Source organism: Lacinutrix algicola, assembly GCF_001418085.1.
In the GTDB taxonomy this organism is placed as follows: domain Bacteria; phylum Bacteroidota; class Bacteroidia; order Flavobacteriales; family Flavobacteriaceae; genus Lacinutrix; species Lacinutrix algicola.
Genome location: NZ_LIQH01000039.1, coordinates 421,935 through 441,853 on the forward strand (window position 1 = coordinate 421,935; position 19,919 = coordinate 441,853).

Genomic DNA, 19,919 nt, shown 5'->3' on the forward strand with positions numbered 1-19,919 from the left:
GTTTATTAAATTAGTTCATGTTTATTTTCTCTTTGAAAATAAATTTCCCAAAGTCTATTAAGCTTTTTAAAGGCGCAATATTTAGGACATCGAAACTGGTGTTAACAGATTTCTCTATAAAAACATCTGTTTTTTCGAAACTAGGTGAGGTATCGTCCATCCAAAATTTCATAGTTAACAATAATTGTAACCAAGCCGACTCTGTAAGACCACGATTTTGAATTTTATCTAAACGCTCTTCTTTAACATCTATTAATTCTATTCCTAAATCTAGAATATAATGCGTGAAGCTTGATTTTAATTCAGCTAAAGCTTTAAAAGATTTTAAACTGTTTTTATGTTTGTGTAAAGCATAAACCACATAGCTTCTGTTAGCCGTTAAGGTTTCGAAAAAAGTAAAGTAGTAACTTAACAACTTATTCCTTGGCTCAAAATTTTGATAATCTTCACTATTATGTAAAGCTGCTATTGTATTATCATGAAACGCTTTAAATACATGTTTTTCTACTGCTTCAAAAGAGCCAAAGTATTCGTAAAACTTAGATTCTTCAAAGTTGTTATGCTTTGCAAAGCTGTAAACAGATTTAGGTTGTTGATCATGTTCTAAAACATAATCCATATAAAATGAAATGATATGATCTTGAGTGATATTTTTCTTTTTTGCCATCATAAATAATATTTGATAGTATAAAGATACGAAATGTTTAACTCTTTTTGGTAATTGTTAAACAAAAATTAACGAGAGATTGTGAAATGCCATAACGAAAGGTGTTAGAAAAGTAGATTTCGATTCACTTTAATTATATTTACTTTAAGGTTTTCTTAACAAATTAAGCAACTCTTAATTCGTAATTTTACTTTTTAAAATAACTCTAATCAAAAAAATATTATGAAAAAATTACTAATGATTGCATTAGTTTTTACAGCATCTTTTACTGTAAATGCGCAAATTGAAACACCGCAGCCAAGTCCATCTGCAAAAGTAGAGCAGAAGGTAGGCTTAACAGATTTAACTTTAGAATATTCTAGACCAGGAATGAGAGGTCGTACTATATTTGGAGACCTAGTACCTTACGGTAAATTATGGAGAACAGGTGCAAACCAAAACTCTATGATTACTTTTAGTGACAATGTTACTATTGGAGGAAAAGAAGTAAAAGCAGGATCTTACGCTATTTTTACAACACCAAACGAAAAGTCTTGGGATGTTGTTTTTTATGCTAATACTGATAACTGGGGAACACCTGCAAAATGGGATGAGAGCTTAGTTGCTGCAAAAGTTACTGTAGACGTTATGGAAATGCCAATGAAAATGGAAACTTTTACAATCCTTTTCGATGATTTAACTAACGATTCTGCAATGCTAGGTATCCTTTGGGAGAGCACATTTGTTGGTGTTAAAATTGAAGTTCCAACGGCTAAGAAAATGGATGCTAGCATCTCTAAAGTAATGAATGGACCTGGAGTATCAGATTATTATGGTGCTGCACGTTATAACTTAGAGTCTGGTGGAGACATTAAGCAAGCTGTTACTTGGATTGATAAAGCAATTGATATGTCTAAAGATGATCCTAAATTTTGGATGTTACGTCAACAATCTTTAATCCATGCAAAAGCAGGAAACACTAAAATGGCTATAAAAGCAGCAAAAGCATCTTTAGCAGGTGCTGAGAAAGCTGGAAATGCTGATTATGTAAAAATGAATAAAGATTCTATTAAGACATGGGAGGAAATGTAGTCTAAACGACTTAAATCTCTTTATTATTATTATTATTATTATTAGAATTTAATAATTTAAAAAGCGCAATCTTATGGATTGCGCTTTTTGTATTTTATTCGTTTCCTTCAAGTATAAATAATTCTTCTACAGGAATTTTAAAAAGTTTTGATAGTTTTAATGCTAGTACCGTAGATGGTACGTATTTGTTTTTTTCCATCGCATTAATAGTCTGTCTGCTTACACCAATCTCATCGGCTAAAGCAGCTTGTGTTAAATCATGAATAGCACGTTGTACTTTTATATTATTCTTCATCGCTATTCGATTTAAGTTTTATAAAGTTAAAACGGAAAATAAAAAACAACAATGGTGTAAACATATTAAAAATTAGTATGTTAAAAAAGGTCATATCATAAACAAAAATAATTGTAAATATAAGTACAATATAATTTACGATAATTGCCCAAACAAGTGATTCTTTGCGTAACGAATAACTAAACTCATCTTCAATTTTTTCTTTAGAAAAGCCAACTATTAGACCGCCTATTATTATAATTAATGCTATGATTTCATCTAAAATACCATTTTTAATAATCTTGAAAAATGTGACTTCATCTGTTAAAAAATTACTATTGTAAATTGATAATACTGGTATCTTTAAACTGTTATTATCTAATAAATTAGTGAATAGAATAACACCTGCTATTAAACCTACAGTTAATAATAGCCATCCAATTTTTTTGAATTTGTGTGGTAATAAATAATTTGATTTCATAATTGATTGTTTTTTGATTGATAAATAATTGATTTCTCAAATGTAAAACAAACTTTACATAAAGACAAGTAAAATTGACTAATAATAACTGTTTGTAATTATTTTAGGCACAAAAAAAATCGTCTAAAAATTAATTTTAAACGATTTTTATAATCTTGAAATTGAAGTTTTAAAGTATAATAATTTTATTAATGCACCATATTAAAGTAATCTGAAATACCACTTAAAATACTCTGCACAGCATAAGAAGCCAGTATTAAACCCATAATTTTACTAATTACAGTTATCCCATAATCTCCAATACTCTTTTGCAATTTATTAGCTGCTAAAAGAATTAAACATGTAAGAGCAATTACAACTAAAACTAACACTGTAGTTATGGTTTGTTGTTGCAAGCTATATATATGGTTATCTGTTAATAAAACAACAGCCATAATTGCACCCGGAGATGCAATAGATGGTATAGCAATAGGAAATATGGTAACGTGTTTGTAATCGGTAATTATATTTTTTTCTTGTTGTGGTTTGCCGTCCCCAAAAATCATGGTTAATGCAAATAGAAAAAGTATGACACCTCCAGAAACTTGAAAAGCGTCTAAAGAAACCTTCATACCTTCTAATATTAGTTGCCCAATAACAATGAAAAATAATAGAATCAGAAAAGCAATTACAGAGGCACGGACTGCAATTTTCTTTTTGTGTACATTATCGAATTCTTTTGTAGCTTCTAAATAAACAGGTATGGATCCAATAGGATCTATAACTGCAAAAATGAAAAAAATAGAAGTTAAAGTTTCAATCATAAAAATTTAAAATATTTATTAATTAATGGTTCCAATATAAGAATTTCTAGCTTGTAATAAGCATGCAATCCCAATAACTATAACACATCCTATAAAATTAAGCCATAAAAATGGAAGGTTTATTATTTCGTAATTATCTAAAAGGAAAAGAGTAATTACTAAAAATTGAGTAATAAAAGCAGCAACAAAAACAGCATTTGCTTTTACATATTTAAAAAAGAATGCTAATAAAAAGATACCTAATACATTGCCATAAAATATAGAACCAATAATATTTACAAGTTGTATTAAATTTTCTGCCAAATTAGCAACGCATGCGACGCCAATGGCTAGTATTCCCCAAAGTAATGTAAAATATCTAGATGCTTTTACCATTTCCTCTTCGGTCTTTTCTCCAACGCGATGCTTGTATAAATCTATAGTAGTTGTACTTGCTAAAGCATTTAATTCGCTTGCAGTACTCGACATTGCAGCAGATAGAATTACGGCCAATAACAAACCGATTAAACCTCTCGGTAAATTGTTTAGTATAAAATGAATAAAGACGTAATCTTTATCGTTGCTTTCCACCTTAACGTTATTAGCATCACCAGCTTTTTCAATTAAAGCTTTTGCTTTATCTCTTAAGGCATCGTTTGCTGTATTAAATGAAGCTATGCTTGCCGTATTTGTACTGTTTTCATTTAAAACAAAATTATTAATGGCTGCTTTTTTATTTTCGAATAATGTCTTTTGTTCTTGTTGAATAGCCTTATATTCATCGGCATATTCAGAATTTAAAACCACTTCTGTAGCTGTAGGATTAAAGTTTACAGGCGCTTGATTAAATTGATAAAATACGAATACCATAACACCAACAAACAGAATAAAAAACTGCATTGGTATTTTTAAAAGACCATTAAACATTAAGCCTAATTGCATTTCTCTAATAGACTTTCCTGATAAATAACGCTGTACTTGACTTTGGTCTGTTCCAAAATATGAAAGCATTAAAAATGTTCCACCAATAATACCAGTCCAAAATGTATAACGGTTATTTAAATCGAAAGAGAAATCGAGTACTTCCATTTTTCCACTAGCACCAGCAATTTCTATGGCTTTAGAAAATGAAATATCTTGCGGTAATTGATTTATTATTAGTACAAAAGCGATAATCATTCCTGTAAAAATCACCACCATTTGATGTTTTTGCGTAACGTTTACTGCTTTCGTTCCTCCAGAAACGGTGTAAATAATTACTAAAACACCAATAATAACATTTAGTAATAATAGATTCCATCCTAAAACAGCCGATAATATAATGGCAGGAGCGAAGATGGTAATACCAGCAGCTAAACCACGTTGAATAAGAAATAGAACGGCAGTAAGTGTTCTTGTTTTTCTATCGAATCTATTTTCTAAAAACTCGTAAGCCGTATATACTTTTAGTCTGTGGTATAATGGTATAAATACCATACAAATAACAATCATGGCAATTGGCAATCCAAAATAGAATTGTACAAAGCCCATACCATCGTTAAAAGCTTGTCCTGGAGTGGATAGAAATGTAATTGCACTTGCTTGAGTTGCCATTACAGATAAACCAATAGTCCACCATTTAGACTGATTTCCGCCTTTTAAATAATCTTCTACGTTTTTACTTCCTCTGGTTTGAATAGTACCATAAATAACTATGGTTAGTAATGTTCCTATTAAAACAACCCAATCTAATGTTTGCATAACTTAAAACGCTTTAGTGATTAGGTAGAAGGCTATAATGTAAACAGCGTTTGCTACAAGAATTAAAGTATAGAGGTTATTCCACTTGTATTTTGGTTGGTTATTTTCCATATAAAGGATTGTTTTATTGTTACATTAATCATGGCATAAATGCATGATAATTATTTTTTGTTTGAATTAGAATCGTTCTTTTTAGTACCGCTATAAATATCCATAATTATAGATATGAAATCTGATAGTAAACTAATAATTGGTTTTGTAATAAATCTAATAAAAGGTTTTAATACATATTCAATCATGTTAGTATTGATATTTTAATTCTTTATTTCAGATTCATTATCTATATCCTTCTTCCCAATACTCAGCATATTAGCAAATAATCTATAAGCACCAGAAACGCCTGCTGGAAACTCTCTAAAGAAACTTAAACCTGTGTAGATATAATGTCCTTTTCCATGTTTTGCTATAAGTAAACTTCCTGTTTTTGCAGTTTCTCCTTTATCATGCATAGATAATATAGGAGTGAACTCCTTAGACCATTTGTTAGGGAAATATAATCCACGTTCTTGTGTCCAACCTTTAAAATCTTCTTGAGTAATTTTATTTGGGCTGTTTAATACTTCGTGATTAGGGTTTACAAAAGTAACATCTGCAAACTCGTCTGTTACTCTGTCTCTAGAAAGTGTTAAACTATAAGGCGCAATATTATCTACTTTAATTCTGTGGCTTGTATTGTATTGCACAATCATATTACCGCCATTTTTAACGAAATCGAATAATACTTCTTGTTTGTAATTTAATGCTTCAACAGTGTTGTAAGCTCTAATACCAACTACAACAGCATCAAACTTATTTAAGTTTTCTGGAGTAATGTCTTCTGGAGAAATAGTTACTACATTGTATCCAATTTGCTTTAAACTTTCTGGTACAACATCACCAGCACCTTCAATGTATGCAATATTTTCACCTCGTTTTTTAATGTCTAAACGTACAATTTTACTTTCGCTTGGTAATAACACCGTTTGAAACGGAATATGGTCGTAATCAATTTCTATTAATTCTTTAGTGTATACTTTATTACCAATTGTAACTTTAGGCGTTATAGTACCTTCACTTTGGTTTTTAGGCGGAATAACAGTAAAAATAACTGTTTGTTCTTGACCTTTATGTTCTATATTTATTTTTTGTTGCTTCGGAAAAACACTCCATCCTTTTGGGTAATTTAACTCAATAGATCCTTCTAAATTATCGCGTCCTGCTTTAACTACAACAGGAATATCTTTCTGCGAATCGTTTTCGAAAATGATTACTTTTTCTGAAATTTTAGATGAAGCTTCAGGAATAATCTCGAAAGGTTTGTAAACTTCTCCTTTTACCGGATCGTTGGTTTTATAAATAATTGCTTTTGTAAATGAGATAGGAGTACCTTCAATTTTTAAGTTGAATTTTACAGTTGCAGTTCTTAATGTTTCAGGTAAACCAATCCAATCTTTATTTTTTACCTTATACATTCCTAAAGTTCCTTTTTCTTCTAACCAGTATGGAACCGAATAATTGTCTTCGTTAGAAATGTGAAATTCTAAAGCTTCTTTGTTAGAAATATTATTATCTAAATTGATGTTTTTAGTAATTGTTTTTCCATCATCAGATTTAGAAAGTGATAATAACTCGATATTAGAAGTACTTCTATTTATTACTTCAATATTTAATTGAATCTTATTATTTAAAGTACTCGTACTTTCCTTAGCTACAGCCTCTAAATACAATCCGCTACAAGCTGAAATAATAGCTTTTATTTCTTCTGTTTTAATTGTTTTCCAATGGCTGTCTTCTAAATTTTGAATTAAAGTATAAGCGCTCATTAATTCTTTTAAAGAAGCTGAAGGATTATTAAAGTTATAATCGCTCTGTACTTTTTCTAAAATCTCACCAATAGCTTTTCCGCCTTTAACACGATTCCAAGAGGTGTCGATCCCATCAAAAACATTTGTTTTATCGTTTGGCATTTCACCTTTAACTAATTCTATATATTCTGTTTGCTTTCCGCGAGTTCCTGTATTACCAAAACCTTGAGATTTATGCTGACTACGACTTAAAGACGCTATTTCGGTATTACTTAATCCTGAACTTGGATAGTATTCACCAACATCAAAATTTAATAAATCAGATTTATCTGCTGCGTCAAATTTTTCTTGACTTCCGTAAAACCAATAAGAGGTATTAAAAAATTCACGTTTTGGCTGCCAAGTACCATATTGTTTTACTTGGCTTGAGTATGCCGTGGCATCACCAGCTAAATCGAAAGCTTCTACGCTTAACATTGCAGAACTCGTATGGTGACCATGTGTTGTACCTGGGCTTCTGTGATCGAAACGGTTAATAATTACATCTGGCTTAAATTGACGAATGGCCAAAACGACATCACTTAATACTTCTTCTTTATTCCAAATAGCCAAAGTTTCGTCTGGATGTTTAGAGTAACCAAAATCGTTAGCTCTAGTAAAACGCTGTGTTCCTCCATCTGTTCTTCTAGCTGCCAGTAATTCCTGAGTTCTAATAACGCCTAAAAGTTCTCTAATTTCTGGTCCAATAAGGTTTTGACCACCATCACCACGTGTTAACGATAAATAAGCAGTTCTTGCTTTTACATGGTTTGCCATGTAAGAAATAAGTCTTGTGTTTTCGTCGTCTGGATGTGCAGCAACATATAAAACCGAACCTAAGAAATTTAGTTTTTCTATAGATTGGTATATTTCAGATGCATTAGGTTTTTTTGGTTGTTGTGCGAAACTATTTATTGAGAAAAGGCAAATAAATAGGAGTGAAGCAATAGTTTTTAACATTGTTTTTTCTTTGAATTGAACTCGAATAATGAAGAGTACTCAAATATAAACAATCACTGTTTTTAATCTTAAATTTTTGGTTTTCTTTAACTAAATGAAAAAGGCCTAGATTATCTTTTTTATAACACGCAATTTATGTGTGTGTATTTTAGAATCTACATTGTAAATACCAGAATGATCTAATCTATCTATGCGTACTTTTCCATGTGCGTGAATAATGTAGTTGTCTTTCATTATAATACCAACGTGTACAATGTTTCCTTCGGCATTATCAAAAAAGGCTAAATCTCCTGGTTCACTTTCTTCAATAAAACTTAAGGCTTCACCTTGTGTTGCCTGTTGAGATGCATCACGAAGTAATTTATAGCCATTCATTTTATAAACCATTTGGGTAAAACCAGAACAATCTATACCAAAAGGTGTTTTTCCTCCCCAAAGATATGGCGAGTTTAAATAGTTAAAAGCAGTAGTAATAACTTGATTTTTATCTTTTTTTCCTTGGGTAAATTCGCCTTCAAAATTATGCTCTAAAAGAGATAAACCATTAAGTTGAGAGCCTAAAGGAACAGCATAAAGTTGCTGGTTTTTATCTTCAATAAATTCTATTAAATCTGAAGATAATTTTGGTGTCTCATTATGTAAAGTATCGTAAGTTTCTTTGTCAATCTCAAAATACTGTTTGATATCTATCCAACCTTCATATTTATCGAATGCCAATCGTATTTTACACCAAGATTTTCGCATCTCTGTAATTTTAAATACATCTCCATATAAAACTTGCGATACCAATTCACTGGTATCGCTAGCTTCAAGTCTTAAAGGGACAATGCTTAAATTACAAATGCCGTATTGCATTTATTAAATTGAATTTATGTTATTATTTAAATGGGTAAGCAAGTTGAATACTGCTTAAAAATTTAAGCGCGTTCTAATACTAATGCCGAAGCACCACCACCACCATTACAAATAGCAGCTGCACCAATTTTAGCATCGTTTTGCTCTAAAACGTTTAATAATGTAATTAAAATTCTAACTCCAGAACAACCTAATGGGTGACCTAAAGAAACGGCACCACCATTAACGTTTACATTACTATCGTTTAATCCTAATATTTTCATGTTAGCTAAACCAACAATCGAAAAGGCTTCGTTAAACTCAAAGAAATCTACATCTTTAATATCTAATCCTGCTTTATTTAATGCTTTTGGTAAAGCTATAGATGGAGCAGTAGTAAACCATTCTGGTTCGTGTGCAGCATCTGCATAACCTTTAATTGTAGCTAAAACTTTTAAACCTAATTCGTTAGCTTTCTCTCTACTCATTAACACCATTGCACCAGCACCATCATTAATTGTAGATGCATTTGCAGCAGTAACCGTCCCTTCTTTTGTAAAAGCAGCACGTAAAGTAGGAATTTTATCCATTCTTACATTCTTGTATTCTTCATCTTCTGTTACAATAACATCGTCACCACGTCTTTGTGGTACGGCAACAGGAACTATTTCATTATTAAATTTTCCAGCTTCCCATGCCGCTGCAGATCTTTTGTAAGATTGTATAGCATAAGCATCTTGGTCTTCACGAGAAAACTCATATTTAGTAGCACAAGCATCTGCACTAACTCCCATAGCTTGTTGATCGTAAACATCTACTAAACCATCTTTTTGCATACCGTCTACCATTGTGGCAGGACCAAATTTAGTAGCACTTCTTGCGTGAAAGTAATGAGGAATTAAACTCATGTTTTCCATACCTCCAGCAACAACTATTTCTGCATCACCTAAAGCAATAGATTGTGCCGCTTGCATAACTGTTTTCATTCCAGAAGCACAAACCTTGTTTATTGTAGTACAAGGTACAGTGTTAGGAATACCAGCAAATATTGCAGCTTGTCTAGCAGGAGCTTGACCTGTACCAGCTTGTACAACATTACCCATTAAAACCTCTTGAACTAATTCTGGGTTTAAATTTATTTTTTCCAATGCACCTTTAATTGCTATAGCACCTAATTTTGGAGCTGGAATTGTTGATAATGCGCCTAAAAAACTACCAATAGGTGTTCTTGCTGCCGATACAATAACTACTTCTTTATTCATTTTTATGAGTCTTTAATTTTTGTCCTGCGAAAATAATGAATTTTTTGGGAAAAATTAGAGTGATATAATGATTATCACCAATTATTGAAATCATAATTTATTACATTTGAATTTAAAGAATAAATCTGATTTTGATAATGAAGGACTTAGTAAATAAATTTTACAAAAACCACGCTTTAGTTTACAAAGCAATTCTATTTATTGTTACTACATTTTTAATAGTCTATTTGTTTCCAAAAAGCGGAAAATTTAAATACGATTTCGAAAAAGGTAAACCTTGGCAATCCGAAACACTTTATGCGCCTTTTGATTTTGCAATTCAGAAAACTACTGATGAAATCACAAAAGAAAAAGAAGAGATTGAAAAAACAGCAATAAAATATTTTAATATTAATGACACTGTAAAGGCTAATGTTTTAAAAGAATACAATACTAATTTTAGTACTTCATTTCCAGATTCTTTATACAATTCGGCTAACGAAATTAAACAATTTGGTAAAACACTTATTGAAACATTATACGAATATGGTGTAACTAATGAAGACGAACTTATTGCAAACAAAGCCTATGTTTCTATTTTAAATGATAGAGTAGAAGTAAGTAAAACAGATTTTTCTAATATTTACAAGCAGTCGCAAGTAAGACCCAAAATAGACGAAGCTCTTAAAGCTAATAATTTAGAAGAATATTCGAAGCCATTATCAATTTTGTTTTTCAATATTATAGAACCAAATTTAGAGTATAACAAAAGCCTTTCGGATAGTGCTTTAGAAGAGCGCTTAAACACAATTTCACATACTAGAGGAAGCATAGAAAAGGAAACATTAATTATCTCTAAAGGAGAAATAGTAGAAGGTAATAAATTTTTAATTTTAAAATCGCTTGAGTCTGAATATAAATCTCAAGTATGGAACGAATCTAATTACAATTTAATAGTCTTTGCTTATACTTTGTTAGTAGCACTTGCACTATTAATGCTACTATTGTTTTTAAGAAAATACAGACTAGATGTATTTAATAATAACACTAAAGTTACCTTTATCTTCTTCAATGTACTATTAATGGTTTTACTAACTACTTTAGTGGTTAATTACGATTCAAAATACATATACATTGTACCAATAGCAATACTTCCGCTAGTTTTAAAAGCTTTTTTCGATGCACGATTAGGCTTATTTACACATGTAATTACAGTACTACTTTTAGGTTTTATTGTACCCAATAGCTACGAGTATATGTTTTTACAAATTATTGCAGGAATTGTAACAATACTAACGGTTTCAGAATTATATAAACGCGCAAACTTGTTCATATCTGTAGGTCAAATAACCATGATTTACATTATCGCATACTTTGCCTTTTTTATTATTCATGAAGGAAGTATGGATACTTTAAAATGGGACACTTTTGGATTGTTTGTATTATGTGGTTTAGCAACGCTTTTTGTGCAACCTTTAATTTATATATATGAAAAACTCTTTGGCTTAGTATCAGATGTATCTTTATTAGAGCTTTCTGATACCAATTCTAAGCTTTTAAAACGATTATCTAATGAAGCGCCCGGAACTTTTCATCACTCTTTAAACGTTGCCAATTTAGCCGAAGCAGCAGCAAACGAAATAGGCGCAAATGCAATGCTAACAAGAGTAGGTGCTTTATATCATGATATTGGTAAAATGAAAAACCCTACTTATTTTACAGAAAACCAATCTTCAGGCTTAAATCCGCATGATGAGTTATCTCCTAAAGAAAGTGCAACTATAATTGTAGATCACGTTATTAATGGAATTGAAATAGCTAAGAAAAACAACCTACCAGATCGTTTAATAGATTTTATAAGAACACACCATGGTAATAGTAGTGTATATTATTTCTATATGAAAGAAAAATCTATTAACGAAGATGTCGATATAAAAGACTTTTCTTATCCGGGACCAAAACCTTTTAGTAAAGAAACAGCTATTTTAATGATGTGTGATAGTGTAGAGGCTGCTTCTAAAAGTTTAAAGGAACCAACATCAACAAAAATCGATAATTTTGTGGAAAATATCCTAAATAAACAGATGGATGATGGTCAATTTCTAAATGCGAACATAACTTTTAAAGAAATTCAATCTATAAAAAAAGTGCTAAAGCGCAAGCTTGCAAATATTTACCATTTAAGAATCGAATATCCCGAATAATTTTTGAAAAAAAAGCAAAAAAAATGTTGTGTTATACTTTAATTCGTCTTAAATTTGCAACCGCAATTTACCGCAACGTTCATACAAATAAAAAATTACAATGGAGAGGTGCCTGAGTGGCCGAAAGGAACGGTTTGCTAAATCGTCGTACCAGCAATGGTACCCAGGGTTCGAATCCCTGTCTCTCCGCAATTAACTGATAATCATTTTCGGGGTGTAGCGTAGCCCGGTTATCGCGCCACGTTTGGGACGTGGAGGCCGCAGGTTCGAATCCTGCCACCCCGACTATTATTAAATGCTACGGGCTCGTAGCTCAGCTGGATAGAGCACCTCCCTTCTAAGGAGGCGGTCACAGGTTCGAATCCTGTCGGGCTCACAGAATCCCTTTCATTTATTTGGAAGGGATTTCTTGTTTAATAACGTTTCCTTAAATTAAATAACTATCTTACTAACTATGGCTAAATCAGGAAGTGCTAAGAACACTAAAAATAAAGCGAAGCATACCAAGCTAATGGATAAGAAGAAGAATAAACTTCGCCAAGAAAAAATAGCTAGAAAGGAAAAATTAAAAGCTATTATATCACTTTCAAAAAACAGAGACAGTTAATCTCTGTTTTTCTCATACTTTTAAATCATTTTTATTTCAAGAATAGCTATTGCATTAATATATAGTGTTATACATCTGTTTTGTTTGCTTTTTATCGAATTTCTTGTTCAGTTAATTGAGAGTTGAATAAAAACGTTAAAGACGTGGTACTTTTGCACTCTCAAATAAAATATAATGAAAAACCTACTTAAAAAAATCTCATTAGCAATAGTGATAATAATGTTTTCTAGTTGTTCTGTTGAAGATATTAACAGTATAGAAACAGAAGCAAACCTTGCAAGTAATATAACTTGTAGTGATGCTAATCCTGAAGCACGTTTTGTGAATAACGGTACAGTTGCATTCAATTTTAAAATTTACGATTCTAACATGTCGTTATTAGCTCATTTTCAAAATGTAGCTCCCGGAAGTACAACAGCTTGGACTTCTTTTGCAGAAGGTGAGTTATTGTTTACTATAGAAGAGGATATAGCATCGGGAATATCAGATCAAAAAATGGAAACTATTATTAATAATTGCTCAACTTTTGATGTAACAATCTCATCAAACAATCAATTATTGGACAATTCTCCAATTCAAAACTAGTCTAAGAATAAGTAAAATAAAAAAGGCCTAATCGTTATGATTAGGCCTTTTTTTATACTTTAATTGTAATAATAATGATTGTTTTATCTTCTTTATTTTTAGTGAAAAATAAATAATCATTACCACCATCTTTTAAGTTTAGTTTCTTACGAATTTGCTGGACAGATTCAGGAAAATTTCTAGTAGTTACATTAGCTTTTACACTATTAAATTCTCGCTTAAATTTCTTTTTATTATAATCTATAACATTACTAATTTTAAAACACCTCCCAGGGAAATCTAAAAGTGAATCTGAAGTATACAAATGCGAATGTTTATGTAGTTTTTTTAAACTTAATTTTTTAGCTAAAATATTAAAAGCTCCTGTTTTTAAAATGGCAGCATTTGGCTCATATAGATAGGTGAGTGGCATACTTAGTTCTGCAGTGGTAGAAGACTCTTCATTTAAATAAAAATTAAATATTTGATTGTCTTCCTTAGTAATGTTTACCGTTTTAATTTCTATTTGGCCCTTGTAGTCTTGTTCTAAAATCCATAATAATTCTTTTACTTCATTATTTACCGCAATAGAATGTATTGTCTTTACATGATTCAATTCTGAAATTCCAGAACTAATATCTAACAATGGAGACGTTTTTATCATTATGTTTTTAGAGTGCTCAAAAAGTAATTTTATGTGCTCAGGCACATTAGGCAAACAATCTTTAAGTAAAAAGACTTTTCCTTTACTTTCGTCGCGTCTTGAAGGATCTATATATATCCAATCGTACAGTTTTTCATCTTTCTTTAACGTAGTAATACCACTTTTAGCTATACATGAAATATTTTTAGTGTTTAACTGCTTATAATTATGCTCTACGATATTAGATAAGTTACTATCGATTTCACAATGGTAAACTTGCTCTATTTGTTTGGAAAAGTAATAACAATCTACTCCAAAACCACCTGTTAAATCTATTAATGCCTTTCCGGAGACTAAACTAGCTTTATATTTTGCTGTAATTTCAGAAGAAGTTTGCTCTATATTAAGCTTATTAGGATAGTATATGTTTTTAGTAGAAAACCAAATAGGGAGTTTTTTTTGGCAACGTTTTTTTGCTTCAATTTGCTCTATTAGTAATTTTAAATCGACTGAAGTGTTTAAGTTTTTTTTTAGTAATAATTGACCTATATCTGTATTTAAATTAGTTTCTATAAACTCTTGATTTTTAATATCTAAAACAGCATCGTTTAAACTATTCTTTAACATCTAATCCTTTTGTTAATTTCTTTACTATTCTATATTCTGACAAGAATTCTTTAGCAATAACTTTTATGGCTGTATATAATGGGATTGCTAATATTAAACCAACTATCCCAAAAAGTAAACCAGCTATAATAATGATGATAAATATTTCTAATGGATGTGATTTTACACTTTTAGAAAATATAAATGGTTGACTAAAAAAGTTATCGACTAATTGTGCTACCACAAATCCAATCATTACATAAATTGTTTTTGGTAAAATAACATCACTAAAGCTCTCTCCTAAATTACTAGACATGGTTAATAGTATTATCAAAACGGCACTAATCATTGGTCCAACGTATGGAATAACGTTTAAAAGCGCACAAAGAGAGGCAATAATTATAGCATTTTGAATGCCGAAAATAAACAATACTACAGAATAGATAATAAACAAGATTAATAATTGTAGTACTAAGCCTCCAAAATAGCGTGACAATAAATCTCTAATTGTAAACAACGATTTTTTAATTCGCTGATCTTGTTTTTTAGGAAAAAAAGCCATGATGCTGTTTCCAAATAAACTACTATCTTTTAAGAAGAAAAATGAAATAAATAACACCGAAAACAGTCCAACACTAAAACTACCAAATCCAGATACGATAGCGTTTAGAATGTTTGGAATAAAACTAAAATTAAAGTTAGACATTAACTTTGAGTCTTGAATAGTGTCTTCAACATCTGAAGTTTTTAAGTTAAAATGATTGATAAACTCAGTATATAAATTCTCAATATTAACTTGTAACTGGTCAATATCTAATAAAGATAGGTTTTGACCTTGTTCTATTGCTAAAGGAATAAACATACCAATAACGCCAGCTATTATAAGCACAAATAAGAACATAGTTGCTACTACGGCAAGTGTATCTCCAAACTTTAGTTTAGACATAAAGAGGCGTTTAACTGGCCTTCCTAAAAGCGAAATTACGCCTGCAATTGCAACATAAGCAATTACGGATTGTATTTGGTATAAAAACCATAATAGTAGAACCACACCAATAAGTATAGCAATAGCTCTAAGGATTCCGTTTGATATTGTTGTCGAATTCATTTAGTAAATATACAGATAGAAAAGTTATTTTAATAAATTAAGCGAAGATTTGCTTTAATTTTGCTTAATAGAGTTGCTTTGTTATTTCGTATAATGCAATATTGGTTGCTTGTACAACATTCATACTGCTATTTTGTCCAAACATATTAATATGAATTATATTATCGCATGCTTGTAAAATAGCTTCTGAAACTCCAAAATTCTCGTCGCCAATTATTAGCGCTATTGGTTTATCTTCAGAAAAATTGAAAGTATGAATAGGAGTACTGTTTTCTGTGATTTCTAAAGCAACACATTGATGATTTGATGACTTTAAATTTGAAAGAACTTCTTCTATATCTTCAATAACTTCATATTTAACAACTTTTTCTGTTGCACGAGACGTTTTAGTCATTTTTCGACCTAACGGAATATCATGCGAACAAAAGATTATTTTTTCTACTCCAAAAGCATCAGCTATACGAAACAAACTCCCAATATTTGGTGCATTAGTTACGTTTTCGCAAACTAAAGTGATTGGAAATGTTTTTTTATTGAAGTTGGTATTGTAGTGGGTGAGTTGCATTTTTTAAATTATCGGTTTTCATACATCAGTAATCATTGATTTAGTTTCAATATTAATTGATTACTGTTAATTTTCGAAAGCATATTTAACAATATTAGCTCCCATTTGCAAAGCTTTCAATCTAACGTCTGCAGGATCATTATGTACTTCCTGGTCTTCCCAACCATCGCCTAAATCACTTTCTAGAGTAAAAATAAGCACTAATCTATTCTCATGGAATAAACCAAATGCTTGTGGTCTTTTACCATCGTGCTCGTGAATTTTAGGTAAACCTTTTGGAAAAGAAAATGCAGTTTTAAATATGTCGTGAGTTGAAGATAATTCTTTTAATTCTTTATTAGGAAATACTTTTTTTAGTTCTTTGGTTATGTATTGTTGCATGCCATAATTATCGTCAATGTGTAAAAAACCACCAGAAATTAAGTAATTACGAAGATTTTTTGCTTCATCTTCATTAAAGAATACATTACCATGGCCCGTCATGTGCAGTAAAGGGTACTGAAAAATATCTGTGCTACCAGCTTCTACTGTTTCTGGTTTTTCATTCATTTTTGTATCTATATTCTCATTGCAAAACTTAATAAGGTTAGGTAATGCTGTAGGATTAGAATACCAATCTCCACCACCTTTATACTTTAAAATTGCTAAGTCTTGAGAAAAGGAAGCTATAGAGATTAGAAATAAAGCAATTGTTATGTGTTTTTTCATATTACTCATTTGTAAAAGCAACCGAATGACAAGCTACAATTGCAGCAGTTTCTGTGCGTAAACGTGTTTCTCCCAAAGTTACAGGAATAAATTTACTATTAAGAGCCATTTCAATCTCTTTGGTACTAAAATCACCTTCAGGACCAATTAATATAGTTATATTCTTATTTTTTTTAGCTCTTTTTTTAACGATTTCCTATTGGTTTCTTCGCAATGAGCAATAAATAAATCGTCATTAAATTCTTGTTTCAAAAAGTCTTTAAGAACAATAGCATCATTTAATTTTGGTAAATAACAACTTAAAGATTGCTTCATTGCAGACTGTAATATCTTCTCGAAACGTTCTTGTTTAATATACTTACGTTCGCTATGAGCACAAATAATAGGCGTTATTTCTTGAATACCTATTTCTGTTGCCTTTTCAAGAAACCATTCGTAGCGGTCATTCATTTTTGTAGGAGCTACTGCTAAATGCAAGTGAGATTTTGGTTTCTCTTGAAATTGCTTTGACTTAATCTCTGCTACACAGTTTTTTATATTATCAGAAATAATTTCCGCAGAAAATAACCAACCAGCACCATTAGTTATATGCATGGTATCTCCAATCTTTTTACGAAGCACTTTTATAACATGCTTGCTTTCTTCTTTAGAGAAAGAGAATTGTGCTGTAGTTTCTGTTATTTCAGGATTATAGAACAATTGCATTAGTCTATAGTTTCTTGAACTTTAAGCACATAAACTTCTTTTATAAGTTGCAATCTGTGCGTTTTTTTTATAATATAGAATCCATTATTGTCTGTAATACCAACATCGAATATAGCATCTAGTTCATGTTTTAAGTCGTTAGCTTCTTCTTCTATTTCAATAGGTAATTGTCCGTCTTTTACCCAACCAGTATCTCCGCCTTTTAAAGCATTTTCACCCATAGAATATTTTTTGGCTAAATCACCAAAATCAATACCTTTTCCATATTCAGACATAATTGTTTTACGAAGTCTATAAATCTCAGATACAGGCATTTTATTACCATCAAAAAAGATATAGCTAATTCTGTAATGTGGTTCTTTTTCCTTTTGGATTACTTTGTAAAAGGTTTTTTTAAACTGCGTTCTTTCGGTTTTTGTTAAACCTACTGGCATGTCTAAAAGTTCTTTTGCTAGTTTGCTTTGATGTTTTTCTTCATTGAAAACCATCAATTTTTTCTTTTTAGATTTTGTTTCACCAAGATATTCTTCGGCTTGCTCTAAAGTTTCAATTTTTTTTAGCTCTTTTTTAGCATTATTTTGTGCAAAAGTAGAAAGTGAAAGGCTTAGTAAAAGTAGGATTACGATTTTATTCATTGTAAAAAAATATTTTTTTAGTTGATAGAACAAAAAAACGAAAAATTAAGATGTCTATTGTAATAGTTTGTGAGCTTATTAACAAGTATTTTAAAAATGCTACATTATTAAGGCTATAAATAGTCTTGTAATTTATTAAAAATAAAATTTATATATATAAAATGGTACTACAACTTACTTTTTGCATGTTCCAAACCTAACTCTATATAATGAAGTAATTCTGTTTCGGTTTTTACACCATCTTGAGATACGTAAACAAACTCTTTTGTGGGTTTTTTAGTAAAATCCATTGGTCTTACGTTTATTTTCTCCAACTCTTCAGACATTTTATCGTTTATAACTCTAACAATTAACTCTTCTTTTATAATACCAATTGTCATTTTTCCTTGGTATAAAAAACTAACACCTCCAAACATTTTCTTTTCAGTAAATGCTTCAGAGTAATATCTTAATTGTTCTCTAATTCGTGTTGCTAAATGCTGATTATAAGCCATTATATTTTTAATCTAGAAGAAGCCATAACATCTTGATCTGCAAAATCGCTTTCTAAATATTTTAAATAGCCAACAATGCCAATCATTCCTGCATTATCTGTAGTAAATTCAAATTTAGGAACATAAGTTGTCCATCCAAATTTTTGTTCTCCTTCTTTTAATGCTTTTCTAATTCCAGAATTAGCTGAAACACCACCACCAATAGCTATTCGAGTAATACCTGTTTCTTTTGTTGCTAATTTTAACTTGTCCATTAAAATACCAATAATTGTATATTGAATAGAAGCACAGATGTCGTTTAAATTCTCAGCAACAAAATTTGGGTTCTTTTTTACTTCGCGTTGAATAAAATATAAGACAGCAGTTTTAAAACCAGAAAAGCTAAAGTTTAAACCAGCAACTCTTGGCTTAGTAAATTGATATGCTTTAGGGTTTCCCAATTGTGCACGTTTATCTATTTCTGGACCTGCAGGATACCCTAAGCCAAGCATTTTACCACTTTTATCGTAGGCTTCACCAACGGCATCATCTATAGTTTCTCCAATAACTTCCATATTAAAATAGCTACTCACTTTCACTATTTGTGTATGTCCGCCAGAAATAGTCATCCCTAGAAAAGGAAATTTAGGTTTAGTAAAACCGTCTTCAGCAATAAAATGCGCTAAAATATGCGCTTGCATGTGGTTTACATCAATTAGCGGAATATCTAATCCGTATGCTAAAGATTTTGCGAAACTAGTACCAACCAAAAGTGAGCCCATCAATCCTGGACCACGAGTAAATGCTACAGCATGAAGTTGTTCTTTAGTAATATTTGCTTCTTTTAAAGCTTGGTGTACGACAGGAACAATATTTTGTTGGTGAGCACGAGAAGCTAATTCTGGTACTACACCACCAAATTCTTCATGAATTTTTTGGCTAGCTACAACATTGCTTAAAACTCTGTCATTGCATAGTATTGCTGCAGAAGTGTCATCGCAAGAAGACTCAATACCTAGTATGTAAATATTTTGTGAGGACATTAGTAAATATTCGGCATTATAATTGTTAATTTTGATTATAATTTAATTTAATCTAAAAACAAAGGTAGCTTTTTAAACTTAAATCACTTATCAAAAAATTTCTAAAAATAGTTGGTAAATTAATA

At 30.7% G+C, this 19,919-nt stretch carries 19 protein-coding genes, 3 tRNA genes and 1 pseudogene; 7 read left to right on the forward strand and 16 right to left on the reverse strand.

Features of this window, described 5'->3' with window-relative positions:
* Nucleotides 1-10 precede the first annotated feature (10 nt).
* Nucleotides 11-667 (reverse strand): TetR family transcriptional regulator C-terminal domain-containing protein, encoded by a 657-nt coding sequence (locus ASC41_RS12880; RefSeq protein WP_055437087.1) that lies wholly within the window; start codon nucleotides 665-667, stop codon nucleotides 11-13.
* 222 nt (nucleotides 668-889) lie between these two features.
* Here ASC41_RS12880 and ASC41_RS12885 point away from each other — a divergent pair, with 222 nt between their 5' ends.
* Nucleotides 890-1,738, forward strand: coding sequence for a DUF2911 domain-containing protein (locus ASC41_RS12885; protein WP_055437051.1), 849 nt, complete (start codon nucleotides 890-892; stop codon nucleotides 1,736-1,738).
* Nucleotides 1,739-1,832: 94 nt separating this feature from the next.
* Here ASC41_RS12885 and ASC41_RS12890 read toward each other — a convergent pair whose 3' ends face one another.
* The 7 genes from ASC41_RS12890 to ASC41_RS12920 form a co-directional block, all read right to left on the reverse strand.
* Nucleotides 1,833-2,033, reverse strand: coding sequence for a helix-turn-helix transcriptional regulator (locus ASC41_RS12890; RefSeq protein WP_055437052.1), 201 nt, complete (start codon nucleotides 2,031-2,033; stop codon nucleotides 1,833-1,835).
* Nucleotides 2,023-2,493, reverse strand: a complete 471-nt coding sequence (locus ASC41_RS12895; protein WP_055437053.1) for a hypothetical protein — start codon at nucleotides 2,491-2,493, stop codon at nucleotides 2,023-2,025. Before ASC41_RS12895 ends, ASC41_RS12890 begins: the two co-directional genes overlap by 11 nt.
* Nucleotides 2,494-2,681: 188 nt before the next feature.
* The gene (locus ASC41_RS12900) at nucleotides 2,682-3,296 is read right to left on the reverse strand and encodes a MarC family protein (RefSeq protein ID WP_055437054.1); all 615 of its coding nucleotides are present in this window, start codon (nucleotides 3,294-3,296) and stop codon (nucleotides 2,682-2,684) included.
* A gap of 18 nt (nucleotides 3,297-3,314) precedes the next feature.
* A complete protein-coding gene (locus tag ASC41_RS12905; protein ID WP_055437055.1) occupies nucleotides 3,315-5,015 on the reverse strand; it encodes a sodium:solute symporter family protein in 1,701 nt (566 codons plus the stop codon).
* A 314-nt stretch (nucleotides 5,016-5,329) separates the two neighbouring features.
* Complete coding sequence (locus tag ASC41_RS12910; RefSeq protein ID WP_055437056.1) at nucleotides 5,330-7,858, reverse strand: PIG-L family deacetylase; 2,529 nt, start codon at nucleotides 7,856-7,858, stop codon at nucleotides 5,330-5,332.
* Nucleotides 7,859-7,963: 105 nt separating this feature from the next.
* Nucleotides 7,964-8,713: a C40 family peptidase gene (locus tag ASC41_RS12915; RefSeq protein WP_055437057.1), complete on the reverse strand. Its 750-nt coding sequence runs from the start codon at nucleotides 8,711-8,713 to the stop codon at nucleotides 7,964-7,966.
* A 62-nt stretch (nucleotides 8,714-8,775) separates the two neighbouring features.
* The gene (locus tag ASC41_RS12920; protein WP_055437058.1) at nucleotides 8,776-9,954 is read right to left on the reverse strand and encodes an acetyl-CoA C-acyltransferase; all 1,179 of its coding nucleotides are present in this window, start codon (nucleotides 9,952-9,954) and stop codon (nucleotides 8,776-8,778) included.
* A 137-nt stretch (nucleotides 9,955-10,091) separates the two neighbouring features.
* Here ASC41_RS12920 and ASC41_RS12925 point away from each other — a divergent pair, with 137 nt between their 5' ends.
* The 6 genes from ASC41_RS12925 to ASC41_RS12945 all read left to right on the forward strand — a co-directional run bounded on the left by ASC41_RS12925 (nucleotide 10,092) and on the right by ASC41_RS12945 (nucleotide 13,329).
* Nucleotides 10,092-12,137 (forward strand): HD family phosphohydrolase, encoded by a 2,046-nt coding sequence (locus ASC41_RS12925; protein ID WP_055437059.1) that lies wholly within the window; start codon nucleotides 10,092-10,094, stop codon nucleotides 12,135-12,137.
* 102 nt (nucleotides 12,138-12,239) lie between these two features.
* Nucleotides 12,240-12,326, forward strand: a tRNA-Ser gene (locus tag ASC41_RS12930).
* 21 nt (nucleotides 12,327-12,347) lie between these two features.
* Nucleotides 12,348-12,422: transfer RNA gene (locus ASC41_RS12935), tRNA-Pro, on the forward strand.
* A 17-nt stretch (nucleotides 12,423-12,439) separates the two neighbouring features.
* Nucleotides 12,440-12,513: transfer RNA gene (locus ASC41_RS12940), tRNA-Arg, on the forward strand.
* Between the two features lie 78 nt (nucleotides 12,514-12,591).
* Nucleotides 12,592-12,744 carry a hypothetical protein gene (locus tag ASC41_RS17005; protein ID WP_169787562.1) on the forward strand — a complete coding sequence of 51 codons (153 nt, stop codon included), beginning with the start codon at nucleotides 12,592-12,594 and terminating at the stop codon, nucleotides 12,742-12,744.
* 174 nt (nucleotides 12,745-12,918) lie between these two features.
* Entirely contained in the window at nucleotides 12,919-13,329 is a 411-nt protein-coding gene (locus tag ASC41_RS12945) for a hypothetical protein (protein WP_055437060.1), read from the forward strand.
* A gap of 52 nt (nucleotides 13,330-13,381) precedes the next feature.
* On the opposite strand, the gene ASC41_RS12950 is transcribed toward ASC41_RS12945, so the two are convergent.
* The 8 genes and pseudogenes from ASC41_RS12950 to tsaD all read right to left on the reverse strand — a co-directional run bounded on the left by ASC41_RS12950 (nucleotide 13,382) and on the right by tsaD (nucleotide 19,794).
* Complete coding sequence (locus tag ASC41_RS12950) at nucleotides 13,382-14,578, reverse strand: THUMP-like domain-containing protein (protein WP_055437061.1); 1,197 nt, start codon at nucleotides 14,576-14,578, stop codon at nucleotides 13,382-13,384.
* On the reverse strand, nucleotides 14,565-15,665 hold the full coding sequence (locus ASC41_RS12955; RefSeq protein WP_055437062.1) for an AI-2E family transporter: 1,101 nt from the start codon (nucleotides 15,663-15,665) through the stop codon (nucleotides 14,565-14,567). The genes ASC41_RS12950 and ASC41_RS12955 overlap by 14 nt, the downstream gene beginning before the upstream one ends.
* A gap of 64 nt (nucleotides 15,666-15,729) precedes the next feature.
* Nucleotides 15,730-16,230, reverse strand: coding sequence for a TrmH family RNA methyltransferase (locus ASC41_RS12960; protein ID WP_055437063.1), 501 nt, complete (start codon nucleotides 16,228-16,230; stop codon nucleotides 15,730-15,732).
* A gap of 66 nt (nucleotides 16,231-16,296) precedes the next feature.
* On the reverse strand, nucleotides 16,297-16,938 hold the full coding sequence (locus ASC41_RS12965; RefSeq protein WP_055437088.1) for a DUF4159 domain-containing protein: 642 nt from the start codon (nucleotides 16,936-16,938) through the stop codon (nucleotides 16,297-16,299).
* A 1-nt stretch (nucleotide 16,939) separates the two neighbouring features.
* Nucleotides 16,940-17,643, reverse strand: a pseudogene (locus tag ASC41_RS12970) (16S rRNA (uracil(1498)-N(3))-methyltransferase).
* Nucleotides 17,643-18,278: a peptidylprolyl isomerase gene (locus ASC41_RS12975; protein ID WP_055437064.1), complete on the reverse strand. Its 636-nt coding sequence runs from the start codon at nucleotides 18,276-18,278 to the stop codon at nucleotides 17,643-17,645. Before ASC41_RS12975 ends, ASC41_RS12970 begins: the two are co-directional and overlap by 1 nt.
* Before the next feature lie 167 nt (nucleotides 18,279-18,445).
* Nucleotides 18,446-18,772 carry a TfoX/Sxy family protein gene (locus ASC41_RS12980; RefSeq protein ID WP_055437065.1) on the reverse strand — a complete coding sequence of 109 codons (327 nt, stop codon included), beginning with the start codon at nucleotides 18,770-18,772 and terminating at the stop codon, nucleotides 18,446-18,448.
* Entirely contained in the window at nucleotides 18,772-19,794 is a 1,023-nt protein-coding gene (gene tsaD / locus ASC41_RS12985; RefSeq protein WP_055437066.1) for a tRNA (adenosine(37)-N6)-threonylcarbamoyltransferase complex transferase subunit TsaD, read from the reverse strand. Before tsaD ends, ASC41_RS12980 begins: the two co-directional genes overlap by 1 nt.
* Between the last annotated feature and the right edge of the window lie 125 nt (nucleotides 19,795-19,919).